The sequence below is a fragment of the Thalassospira sp. HF15 genome (assembly GCF_011806525.1).
Lineage (GTDB): Bacteria > Pseudomonadota > Alphaproteobacteria > Rhodospirillales > Thalassospiraceae > Thalassospira.
The window spans coordinates 56,034-67,977 of the sequence record NZ_JAAVKI010000004.1 but is presented as its reverse complement, the minus strand read 5'-3'; the positions used below and the strand labels follow the sequence as shown (position 1 = coordinate 67,977).

10 protein-coding genes are annotated in these 11,944 nt (G+C 53.1%); 2 read left to right on the top strand and 8 right to left on the bottom strand.

The window, feature by feature from the left end:
• Nucleotides 1–74: 74 nt before the first annotated feature.
• A complete protein-coding gene (ald, locus tag HED22_RS09650; RefSeq protein ID WP_167721584.1) occupies nt 75–1,190 on the bottom strand; it encodes an alanine dehydrogenase in 1,116 nt (371 codons plus the stop codon).
• 214 nt (nt 1,191–1,404) lie between these two features.
• Here ald and HED22_RS09645 point away from each other — a divergent pair, with 214 nt between their 5' ends.
• Nucleotides 1,405–1,863: an Lrp/AsnC family transcriptional regulator gene (locus HED22_RS09645; RefSeq protein ID WP_033067352.1), complete on the top strand. Its 459-nt coding sequence runs from the start codon at nt 1,405–1,407 to the stop codon at nt 1,861–1,863.
• 20 nt (nt 1,864–1,883) lie between these two features.
• Here the strand turns inward: HED22_RS09645 and HED22_RS09640 are convergent, their stop codons facing one another.
• Together HED22_RS09640 and HED22_RS09635 are read right to left on the bottom strand one after the other, a co-directional pair.
• Nucleotides 1,884–3,008, bottom strand: coding sequence for a M48 family metallopeptidase (locus HED22_RS09640; RefSeq protein WP_167721582.1), 1,125 nt, complete (start codon nt 3,006–3,008; stop codon nt 1,884–1,886).
• A complete protein-coding gene (locus HED22_RS09635) occupies nt 2,983–4,347 on the bottom strand; it encodes a YjgN family protein (protein WP_167721580.1) in 1,365 nt (454 codons plus the stop codon). Before HED22_RS09635 ends, HED22_RS09640 begins: the two co-directional genes overlap by 26 nt.
• 380 nt (nt 4,348–4,727) lie before the next feature.
• Between HED22_RS09635 and HED22_RS09630 the strand changes: the two genes are divergently transcribed.
• On the top strand, nt 4,728–5,444 hold the full coding sequence (locus HED22_RS09630; RefSeq protein ID WP_167721577.1) for a TetR family transcriptional regulator: 717 nt from the start codon (nt 4,728–4,730) through the stop codon (nt 5,442–5,444).
• A 96-nt stretch (nt 5,445–5,540) separates the two neighbouring features.
• Here HED22_RS09630 and HED22_RS09625 read toward each other — a convergent pair whose 3' ends face one another.
• The 5 genes from HED22_RS09625 to HED22_RS09605 all read right to left on the bottom strand — a co-directional run bounded on the left by HED22_RS09625 (nt 5,541) and on the right by HED22_RS09605 (nt 11,811).
• Nucleotides 5,541–6,374: an ABC transporter permease subunit gene (locus tag HED22_RS09625; protein WP_167721575.1), complete on the bottom strand. Its 834-nt coding sequence runs from the start codon at nt 6,372–6,374 to the stop codon at nt 5,541–5,543.
• Nucleotides 6,371–7,300, bottom strand: coding sequence for an ABC transporter permease subunit (locus HED22_RS09620; RefSeq protein ID WP_167721573.1), 930 nt, complete (start codon nt 7,298–7,300; stop codon nt 6,371–6,373). The genes HED22_RS09625 and HED22_RS09620 overlap by 4 nt, the downstream gene beginning before the upstream one ends.
• Nucleotides 7,297–8,463, bottom strand: coding sequence for an ABC transporter ATP-binding protein (locus HED22_RS09615; protein ID WP_167721571.1), 1,167 nt, complete (start codon nt 8,461–8,463; stop codon nt 7,297–7,299). The genes HED22_RS09620 and HED22_RS09615 overlap by 4 nt, the downstream gene beginning before the upstream one ends.
• Before the next feature lie 668 nt (nt 8,464–9,131).
• Nucleotides 9,132–10,238, bottom strand: coding sequence for a polyamine ABC transporter substrate-binding protein (locus HED22_RS09610; protein WP_167721569.1), 1,107 nt, complete (start codon nt 10,236–10,238; stop codon nt 9,132–9,134).
• Between the two features lie 223 nt (nt 10,239–10,461).
• Nucleotides 10,462–11,811, bottom strand: coding sequence for a glutamine synthetase family protein (locus HED22_RS09605; protein ID WP_167721567.1), 1,350 nt, complete (start codon nt 11,809–11,811; stop codon nt 10,462–10,464).
• Nucleotides 11,812–11,944: the final 133 nt, after the last annotated feature.

The window sequence follows — 11,944 nt, the reverse complement described above, 5'->3', positions numbered from 1 at the left end:
TCTGAGCCTTACTGCACAACAAAACAAAAGGGCGCCGTATGGCGCCCTTTTTTCATGATCGGGGTAATGGTCCCTTAGGCCAGCGCGCTTTCCAGCGGCAAGTAATCATAGCCCAGCGCATCGGCGACGGCTTTGTAGGTGATCTTGCCGGCATGGACGTTAAGCCCTGCTGCCAGATGCGGATCATCCTGGCAGGCTTTCTTCCAGCCCTTGTCAGCCAACGCCAGGGCAAAGGGCAGGGTGGCGTTATTCAGCGCAAAGGTCGATGTCCGGGCCACAGCACCGGGCATATTGGCCACGCAATAATGCACGATATCATCAACGATATAGGTCGGATCAGCATGCGTCGTGGCATGGGATGTTTCAAAACATCCGCCCTGATCGATTGCCACATCAACAATCACCGATCCCGGCTTCATGCGCGACAGCTGCTCTTTCTTGATCAGTTTGGGCGCTGCTGCACCCGGAACAAGCACCGCACCAACCACCATGTCTGCTTCAAGTACGAGGCTTTCGGTATCATCAATGGTGGCATATTGCGTCTTGATGCGCGGGCCATACAGATCATCCAGATAGGTCAGGCGTTTCACATTCTTGTCCAGAATGATTACGTCTGCGCCCATGCCTGCGGCAATCCGGGCTGCATTGGTGCCGACAACGCCGCCGCCAATCACAACGACCTTGGCCGGCGCAACACCCGGCACACCGCCCAAAAGCATACCTCTGCCGCCATTGGCTTTCTGAAGGGCGCTGGCGCCAACCTGCGGGGCCATGCGACCCGCCACTTCTGACATCGGTGCCAACAGCGGTAATCCGCCGGAACGGTCGGTGACAGTTTCATAGGCAATTGCAGTGGCACCCGATTTGACCAGACCGGCGGTCTGATCCGGGTCCGGGGCCAGATGCAGATAGGTAAACAGCAACTGGCCTTCGCGGAGTTGCTCATACTCGACTTTCTGCGGTTCCTTGACCTTGATGATCATTTCTGCGCTGGCAAAGATATCTGATGCGGATCCGGCAATGGTCGCACCGGCGCTCACATAATCCTCATCAGCAAAGCCGATCCCGGCGCCAGCCATGGTTTCGATCTGGACCTTGTGGCCATGGGCAACAAGTTCGCGGACCGAGCTTGGCGTCAGTCCGACCCGATATTCGTGGTTTTTGATTTCCTTTGGAACACCAATCAGCATGTCGTTTCCTCCCGACAAAAACGGTGGCAATCGGCAGAATTCCTCGGCGTTTCCGGGGATTCCCGGGCGGTTAGAGCATGCTACCGCCTCTTTTGTCATTATTCTTGAATGATACCCTAAAAATTGGGCAATTAATCTTCAATTCAAGGGGTGATTGATGGTATCATTGCTATATAATTCAACAGAAATACGATCATGTCGGAGGATTGTTCGAATGGAGATGGACGAACGGGATCGGATGATTCTGCGCTTGCTGCAGAAAGACGGTCGGATCAGTAATGCCGAACTTGCTGAAAAGGTGAACCTTTCGGCATCTGCCTGCCTGCGTCGTGTGCGGCTTCTCGAAGAGGCTGGCTTCATCGATCATTACACCATGCTTCTCAATCCCGCCCGGATCGGCAAACCGGGCAACGCGTTTGTCAATATCGCCATCACCCGGCAGACGCGCGAGGCGCTCGAAACCTTTGAAAAGGAAATTCAAAAGGTTCCCGAGGTTGTCGAATGTTATTTGCTGGCCGGGCAAAGCGACTATCTGGTGCATGTCGTCTATAGCGACACCGCCGACTACGAACGCATCCACAGCGAAGTGCTTACACAACTTCCCGGCGTCGAACGCGTTCAGACCGTGATTACACTCCGCGAAGTCAAACGCACGACTGAACTGCCGGTGTAGGTCATCGCCAAGGCTGGGGATCAATTGCGACAAACGGTTTTAAGGAACTGCCAGTCCGAACTGTGAAGCGGAAGGCGACCGGTTGCGGTTGTGTTTTCGAACTGTCCGATGCGTCCGGCAATGTCAGGATGCGAACTCAGAATTTCCGGAATTTCAAAATCCCTGCCGCCATCGGTCGTTTCATCGCGTAACTTGGAAAACAACACTGCGGTGGGTTTGGTATTAATGTTGGCTCTGGTCATGGCATCAATGGCAAAGGCATCTGCCTCGCTTTCCATCTCCCGGGTATAGCCTTGTTGGAAGGCGAACTCTGCAGGGGCGGGAATGCCGCCACCCATAATCCGGAAGAGCTGATTGGTTGCCAGACTGGAAAACAGTGCGCGCAAGCTGTGCTGTTTTTCTGCATGTGCAATTTCGTGGGCTAGAACGCCTGCAAATGCCTCGGGGCTATCCATCATTTCCAGTAGGCGCGAAAAAAAGATGATCTTCCCACCCGGAAGCGCCAATGCATTGGGGATGTCACTTCGCACAAAGGTAACTTCATAGTCGTAATTTAGCGGCTGGACCTTTGTGATAGTCGCCAAGATCGTGTCTACAGATTCTTGTGCCATCGGGCTGGTTTCGCATCGGGCAAAACTGTCATCAAGATGCTCGACGACATAAAGGATCTGGTCGCGCGCACTTTCGCCGAGCGCGATCTCTGCGCCTCGCGGATAGACTTTCGTCAATATGTTGGCTAGCACCGGCACGCCAAGCCAGATGGTCAGTGCCACCACGACACAGAACGTTGCGATGCCGGCTGTTATCCTTGTGATATTCTTGCGCGATCCTTCGGCAACATTATGGCCCGATTTGCCACCAACAAGGCTTTTGGCAATCTCGGTGGTGTTGACAAAGACCAGTCGCGTTCCGTCATCACGTAGTTTACGTAACCGGATCGGACGACCGCGCATCGGCTTTTCACACAGTACCAATTCGTCGCGCACAAGCGTGGTGATCTGTTCACCATTCACGAAAACTGCAATGTCATGGTCACCAATGGTGACCATGACATCCTTTGCAACCGAAGTTTTGCCATCAAACAACCGTGCAGGAATTGTTTCGGCTATGTTCGATAGATCAAAACGATCCGATGTCGAGTGCATCTGCCAATCCTTCGCCGGTACGCGGTGCCGCTTGCTGAGAGGGGTTTGCGTGAAGATCGGTGATCTCGCCGCTGTAATCAAGCGAGTTGATATCAGCAGAGAGCATCGCGTGGATCACAAAAACAAATGCAGTGATGCTAAACATCGGGGCGATGATCAGAAGAGCGATCAGCGTCGGCACAAAGACCATTAACATCTTTTCTGTTTCGCCCATCGTGTAGGCCGGGCTTGATGTCATGTGGAAATAGGCCCCGCCAAACGTCCAGAACAGCAGCCCCAGAATCACCATCAGTACAAGCGAGATACCAAGGAACTTCAGCAAAATCACAATGTATTGCGACGTTGAAAGCCGACTTTCAAATGTGATGTCTGCCAGCGAGGTCACCCCCGCCTGATAGCGGAACAGCCAAACCCGGTAATTCACAAAAAGTCCGATGGCAAACAGGTAGGCCGGGATACCCATGGCAAAAGGTAGCCAGGTGATGCCATTTGAACTGCCATATACGGAAACACCAATTGCGATGGCTGCGATCAACACAATGAGCGCCCAGTTCTTAAGCCATTTTTTGAAGACAGCCCCGAATTTACCGTCGAACTGCGCTTGTGAATCGCCAATCCAAGTGTTGTCTGTCTGATAACGTGTCGTGGCGATAAAGGCATAGGGGGCTAGAAGACCAAGGCTAAACCCTGTCAGTATCGAAGAGCCAAACCCGATCAAGGCATACCGGAATGCAGAGCCCCCGAGCTGACCCCGGATTCCGCGCCAATAAGTGCGACTATAGCGATAACGGGTTGCCCGATAAGACGCATAGTAGAACAGGAAAGCGGCCGCGAGATAAAGCATCATATCGGGCACCATCGCAAATTCTGGTGGCAGCATCGTCGATGCGAAGCCCAGCCCGAACAGAACCGGTGCCGCAACAAGCGCTACAATTAGAAAACCGAGAAATAGCTCAAGGCCTCGACCGGTATATTCCAGCGCATCACCATCAATGATAATGTTGCTCCAGATATAACGACGCATTCTGGTTTTTGCCCAGAAACGGAAAATACCAAGTGTCAGGATGGTCCAAAGCGTGTTCCAGCAACTCAGTTTGAGCACCGCGTTCCAATCCCCAAGATAGCCAATGCCAGAAGGATCATCGGTCTTGACCGTTTCTGTCTCATCTGGCCCATGGTTGGGTTCGGTCGGTTCAGCCGCTTCATTGTTTGTGGTGTGGTCGTCGTTCGGACCATCAGATGTCTCTGCCGAACCAGTGTCATCTGCGGATTTGGTTGGCTGCGTACCATTGATATCTTGGGAATCCGAGTCTTTCGGCCCATTGGGATGTGTTGTCATGTGCCCCTCTGTACATAACACGTGACTTTCCGATTTTTGAAAGTCTTATCATTTCAACTGGTTATTCCCCCAAGAGTGAACAGTATTACCCTTCTTTGCCCAAAGTCGCACTCACTCAAAAGGTTAGGAAGTAGTAGAGTGCGCAGCGCGACTCGGATGAAAAGTGTACGAATTTTGACGGTTTGTTCGGGAACGAATGTTCCGGTTCGTAATATGTGACCGCAGTTCACCTAAGAGTGCGGGTGTTTGTTTGGAAAAATGCATGAATTTTCAATGCTTCATGAATTTTATCCATTTATTCCAATCCTGCAGTTTGACTTTTAGGTGAATTAAAATGCAATAATATGCGCGGGGAAAATACGTTGGGGGAAATTAGTCACATGGAACAAGATAATCTTGTTCGTGCTCGAAGCCACGAGCAGAAACTAAAACGTCGTGCCGATATTCTGGATGCTGCCCGCGAGCTTTATCTGGAAGGCGACGGAACCTTGCCATCCGCGGCCGAAGTCGCGCGCAAGGCCAATCTGGCAAAAGGCACGCTTTATCTTTATTTCTCGAGCAAGGAAGCGTTGTTTCTCGAAGTGCTGCGCCACTTCCAGAAGGAATGGTTTGAGAACAATCTTGATGTCATTGATCAGGAAGCCCTGCGTCGGCCCGAAGAACGGGATTCAACCCGTGTGGCCCGCCAGTTCGTGCAGTACCTGGTCAAGAACGAAAAGTTTCTCTATCTCGCCTCCCTGTCGCAGGGGGTTCTGGAATCTGGCTCGGATGACGAAATGGTCGTCAATCAGCGCCGTTTCCTCGCATCCATGGTCAAACGTACAGCCGATGCCCTGGCAGAGCTTTATGAAATCACCCCGGAAGATGCCAGCAAACTGATGCGCTCCTCCTATGCTTTGGTGATTGGCCTGTGGCAGATGTCGCAGTTGCCCGATCGCGTCAAAAAGCTCATGGAACAGAACGCGCTGAACAATCTGATCATTGATTTCGAAGAAGCCGCCGAGGAAGCCGTGGTTTCCTATTGGCGGGTGTCCGCACCGGGTATGGAATGCCGTGAAATGATGCGCCGTGCCGCCGAGGCAAACGCCAAAGCCTAGTCGCGCCGATCGTTCATATTCCCACAAAGAAAAGCAGCGCCGGACATATCATCCGGCGCTGCTTTTTTGTTTGATTGTCCTTAGGCGCACGTAACGCTATGCGTCCGCCCCGGCAGAGGCGCGGCTGCGCATCCGCTCGGACCGCAGGATCATCGCGCTGGCAATCACGATCATCACCGACACCGCCAGAATGATCAGGGTCGCCAGGGCATTGATCTCTGGCGAAACCCCAAGGCGCACTGACGAGAAAACCTTCATCGGAAGTGTCGTCGACCCCGGACCGGCGACAAAACTTGCAATCACAAGGTCATCCAGCGAAAGGGTAAAGGACAGCAACCAGCCGGCAACAAGGGCCGGCAGGATCATCGGCAGCGTAATGACAAAGAAGATCTTTGCTGGTTTCGCCCCCAGATCCATTGCTGCTTCCTCGACCGAGATATCCATGCCCGACAGGCGCGACTGCACAACAACCGCGACATAGGCCGCACAGAAGGTCGTATGCGCAATCGTGATGGTCGAAAGTCCGCGTCCGGCGGGCCAGCCAATCATTTGCTCAAGTGTGACAAACAACAGCAAAAGCGACAGACCGGTAATAACCTCTGGCATCACCAGCGGGGCGGCAATCATCCCCGAAAACAAGGTGCGTCCCTTAAACCGCCCAAAGCGTGACATCACAAGACCCGCCGGCGTACCAAGTGCCAGGGCAAGGGTCGCTGACATCACCCCGATGCGCAGGCTGTTCCAGGCGGCATCAATCATGCCGTCATTGGAAAACAGCGACACATACCATTTGGTCGAAAAGCCTGCCCAGACGGTCACCAGCTTGCCCTCGTTAAAGGAATAGATGATGACAAGCAGGATCGGCACATAGAGAAAGGCAAAGCCAAACACCAAAGCCGAAAGCAGGAAGGTTGAACGTTTGTTGCTCATTGCTGGCCTTCCTCCTGTTTGGTCTGGATATGCTGGAACCACATGATCGGTACAACAAGGAAGATCAGCATCGCAATCGCCACGGCTGACGCAATCGGCCAGTCACGGTTGGCAAAGAACTCGTTCCACAGCGTTCGCCCGATCATCAAGGTGTTCGGGCCCCCCAGAAGTTCCGGAATGACGAATTCACCCACAGCCGGAATGAACACCAGAAGCGATCCCGCCAGAATGCCCGGCATGGACAATGGCAAGGTCACCTTGGCAAAGGCCTGCCAGGGCTTGCAGCCCAGATCAAGGGCGGCTTCCACCAGACTGATATCCATTTTTTCCAGCGTCGAATAAAGCGGCAGGATCATGAAGGGCAGGTAGGTGTAAACAATGCCGACATAGACCGCGAATTCGGTCTGACGCATGATCAGCGGTTCTGAAATGATGCCGGTCCACAGCAAGAATGCGTTGATCAGGCCTTCACGATCAAGGATTCCGATCCACGCATAGACCCGGATCAAAAAACTGGTCCAGAACGGCAGGATCACCAGCATCAGCAAGACGCTTCGCATCGATCCTTGTGCACGCGCAATGCCATACGCCATTGGATAGCCGATCAGAAGCGTAATGACGGTCGAAATCGCCGCGATCCGGATGGAATTAAGATACGCCGTGGCATAAAGGCTGTCAGAAAGCAGGAACAGGTAGTTCCCGAAATTGAGCGTGATCGTGACGCCTTCTTCAATCCATGAAAACAGCGACGTATAGGGCGGCTGCGCGTATTCGGCCATGGAAAAACTGATCTTGAGAACGATCAGGAACGGCACAAGGAAGAACAAGAACAGCCAGAGATAGGGAATGCCGATCACCAGCACCCGGCCATGCTTGATCATCCAGCGATCAAAACGTTGTTTGAGAGTGGGTTTTTCGCTGCTCATTTGCTCAGAACCGAAGCAGCCCCGGCCTCCCAAGATACCCAGACCGTGTCTTCCCACGTATAGCGGGGCTCGATCTGGCGGGTAGAGTTCGGTTCGGTCACCTTGATGCGTTTGCCGCTTGCAAGGCGCACGTGATAGGTCGAAATACCGCCCAGATAGCCGATCTCTTCCACTTTGCCCGACAGGCAATTGTATTTGGTTTCTTTCGGCTCTTCCTTGGTGATGCGAAGCCGCTCGGGACGCAGCGCCACCCAGAAGGTCATGCCTTGATGGCCCTGCACGGCGTGATCGATATAGATATCGCACCCGGCCTCGTCCGATTTGATGACAGCGTATTTTTCATCGTCATCAACCAGGACACCTTCAATCAGGTTGACCTGACCCAGGAAGTTCGCGGTGTAGCGGCTGTTGGGGTATTCATAAAGTTCAAACGGGGTGCCGGTCTGGTTGATCACCCCTTCATTCATCACGGCAATGCGCGATGCCATGGTCATGGCTTCTTCCTGATCATGGGTCACCATGACAAAGGTGGTGCCGACCTTTTCCTGAATATTGACCAGCTCGAACTGCGTCTGTTCGCGCAGTTTCTTGTCAAGCGCGCCCAGCGGTTCATCAAGCAACAGCACCTTCGGGCGTTTGATCAGGGACCGTGCAAGCGCAACGCGCTGGCGCTGGCCACCCGAAAGCTGGTGGGGTTTGCGTTTGGCAAATTTGGTCATCTGCACAAGACCAAGCATCTCGGCGACCTGTTGCTTGATCTCGCTGCGCGAAACACCGTCCTGCACAAGGCCAAAGGCCACATTCTGCTCAACGCTCATATGCGGGAACAGGGCATAGGACTGGAACATCATGTTGGTCGGGCGTTCATAGGCAGGCACACCGGCCATATCGACACCGTCGATGTAAATCTTGCCCGATGTCGGTTCCTCGAACCCGGCCAGCATGCGCAAAAGTGTCGTTTTCCCGCAGCCCGATCCACCCAGAAGGGCAAAAAGCTCGTGACGGTAAACATCAAGGGAAACATCATCGACGGCATAGAAGTCGCCGAATTTCTTGGTCACATTCTCAAAGCGGATATAGGGAACCGCGTCCGGATTGTTCCAAGGTTGCGTCTTGTGCACATCCTCGTGCACATCCTCCAAAGCCGCCTCTGACACCAGCATTCTCCCCTTGTTGAATGTCAAGATGAACCGATTGAATCAGACGTCAGTCCCTGATGACCCAGGGTCAGGGCCTATTAATTTGGTTTGAATGGTCGCTCAGATTTGTGCGGATACGCGGAGCCAAAACGCAGGAAGATAAATATCTTTCAAGTTTTGGCGACAAAGTAGGCCGTTCAAATCTGAGCGATCCGAAGGACAGAGTTTATATTTGCAACCTCCAGCGTCAAAATCCTTGAGCGGGATTCCAACCCGCTCGGCGGCCTTTTCCTTGGATTTCACAAATGTAAACTCTGCCATTCCAATCAAATTAATTAGGTCCTGACCCTCGTGCACAATCTTTTAGTGTTGCTGCACTTCTGAATGGTCGGTTCTTCCTGATAACAGGATGAAGCAATTCTGCAATCTGTAAAGAGGGGTGTGCGATATTTTGAACAACAATCGCCATTTGATACTAAAAACGGCAGAGAATCGGCAGTGACTGTTCAGAAAATGTGCAATTTTGCGCAGAGTTACCAGTAGTCTGGCAGCGATGTGAACTGTGTTTTGAGGGCATCCTGTGCGAGTCACCGCAGCATTTCATGCTGTCGGTTTTGCGGTGCACAAAGCAAAAGGGCGCGAAACAATCGCGCCCTTGGCAAAGATCAAAGATCACAATCCGTGAGGATTGCTTACTGACCCGTTTTAAGTTTGGTCCACATACGGGTACGCGTCCGCAGAAGACGCGGGCCAGGCTCGACTTTCGAGCGCAGACGTTCTTTGACTTCCTGCGGCGGATAGATGCCCTGATCTTCAAGAAGTGAAGGATCAACCATTTCCATCGCAGCAAGGTTCGGGGTTGCATAGGCAACATAGTTTGCGATTTCAGCTTCGACATCGGCGCGCAGCACATAGTCGATAAACTTGTGTGCCAGGTCCGGGTTCGGTGCATCTTCCGGGATCATCATCGCATCAAACCAGATCAGCGTGCCTTCCTTCGGGATGACATACTTGATCTCGTTGCCATTGCCGGCTTCTTCCGCGCGAAGGGCGGCCATGCCGACATCGCCCGACCAACCAACAGAAATACAGGTGTTTCCGTTTGCAAGGTCGTTGATGTACTGCGAGCTATGGAAATAGGTCACATACGGGCGAATTTTTTCCAGCTGCTCAAAGGCACTTCCGATCGATTCCTTGGTCGGTTCGCCTTCTGGCACATTGCCAAGATAGAAGTTCACAAGCGGAACGATTTCGCCCGGATCATCAAGAAGCGACAGGCCGCATTTCGACAGCGGTTCGGCATATTTCGGATCAAAGATCATCGCCCAGCTATCGACCGGTGCGTCGTCACCCAGAACTTCCTTAACTTTGGCAACATTATAGCCAAAGCCGTTCGTGCCCCAGAAATACGGCACCGCATAGGTGTTGTCCGGGTCGTATTTCGCCTGCTGCTTAAGGATCACCGGATCAAGGTTGCCATAGTTCGACAGCTTCGATTTATCGATTGGCTGGAACAGCTTGGCCTTGATCAGACGTTCGGCGTCGGCAAGGGTCGGAACCACGATGTCATAGCCAGAATTGCCCGCAAGCAGCTTGGCTTCAACCAACTGGTTGCTGTCATAGACGTCATAGTTGACCTTGACGCCATATTCCTTTTCGAAATTCGCAACGGTGTCCTCGCCGATATAATCCGACCAGTTATAAACGTTGAGAACTTCCTGTGCCGATGCGCTCGCGGCAAAGCCCGAAATGGCCGTTGCAAGCACAAAAAGGCTTGAGGTTTTAAGAAGAGATTTCATTTCGCTGAGCCTCCCATGTGGCAGCGTTTGAAAGTTTACGGTCCCTTTGTTTGGCTCCCCAGGGACCCGGGGCAATCTTAATATCCTTCGAATGCTTCAGGATATTGTCAAATACAAGATGGAAAAATGTGCATTTTTCGCATCAAGTAGAAAATTGTGCATTTAACATGCAATAATCTTGCGCCGGGCGACAAGTCCCGGCGCAAAATTCGACAGCCGCGATTTACACGTTCAGCAGCAGGTGCTCACGCTCCCACGCACTGATCACGGTCTGATAGGCATCCCATTCCGCTTCCTTCACTGCGATAACGGCAGCAGCAAATTCTTCACCCAGCAGTTCCTTAAGCGGTTTGCAACGATGGAACTTGGCAAGGGCTTCGTGGATGTGACGGGGCAGGGAGTGCGCGCGGTCATAGCCCGAACCCTCGATTGGGGCCGTCGCATCGACTTCCTCGATAATACCCAAAAGGCCACAGGCAAGCGATGCCGCAACCGCCAGATACGGGTTGGCATCGGCACCCGGCAGACGGTTTTCAACCCGGCGTGCGGCGGGCGGGCCGTTGGGCTGGCGCAGGCCAACCGTACGGTTATCAAGCGACCAGTGCATGTTGATCGGCGCATCCGACCAAGGCTGCAAACGGCGGTAACTGTTCATGTTCGGCGCCAGAAGCGGCATGGCCGCAGGCAGGTAACGCTGCAGACCGCCGATATAGTTCAAAAACAGCTTGGAGTTTTCCCCGTCATCGTCGGCAAACAGGTTCTTGCCGGTCTTGAGGTCCAGCAAGCTCTGGTGAATATGCATCGAACTGCCTGGCAGATTGCCCATCGGCTTGGCCATGAAGGTGCCATAGACACCGTGCTTGAGCGCTGTTTCGCGCAAGGTGCGTTTGAACAGGAAGGCCTGATCGGCCAGTTCAAGCGGATCACCATGGTTGAAGTTCATTTCAAGCTGGGCCGGACCCGACTCGTGGCTCATGGTGTCGGCATCGATATTCATGGCCTCGCAATAGTCATAAAGGTCCTCGATCAGCGGATCGAACTCGTTGATCGCATCAATGCCAAAGGCGTTCGATGCACGTTCCGGGCGCCCCGAACGGCCAATCGGCGGCTCAAGCGGGTTGTCGGGATCGGTGTTCTTTGCCACCAGATAAAATTCAAGTTCCGGCGCAATGACGGGCTTCATGCCGCGTTCTTCAAATGCCTTGAGAACACGTTTCAGCACGCCGCGCGGGGACGTTGAAACTTCTTCGCCGGAAAAATGGAAACAGTCGCAGATGATCTGGGCCGTTGGCTCCTCGTACCACGGTACAACGCGCACGGTTTCCGGGTCGGGAACCATAACGACGTCCTTTTCAGCCGGGTCAAGGAAGGCATCGGTTTCCTCCGGGTAGCCGCCGGTCACCGTCAGGCAGAAAATTGCTTCGGGAATGGCAAGGCTTTTGGCCTCGAGACCCTTAAGGAATTTCTGTGTCGGAAGAACCTTGCCGCGGGCAACGCCGGACATGTCCGGAACAATGCATTCGACTTCTTCGATTTTTCGCTCGGATAGCCACGTCTTGAGATCGGTGCTCATGTGTAGTCGGGCGCTTTCACGCCAGTCCTTCAAAATTGCATTTTCTTGCGTTTTTCGGGCCATTCCCGAACAAATTCACAAGAAAGGATGTTGGTCTTCGAAGACTATTGTATTTAATTTCGTTATTGTCGTG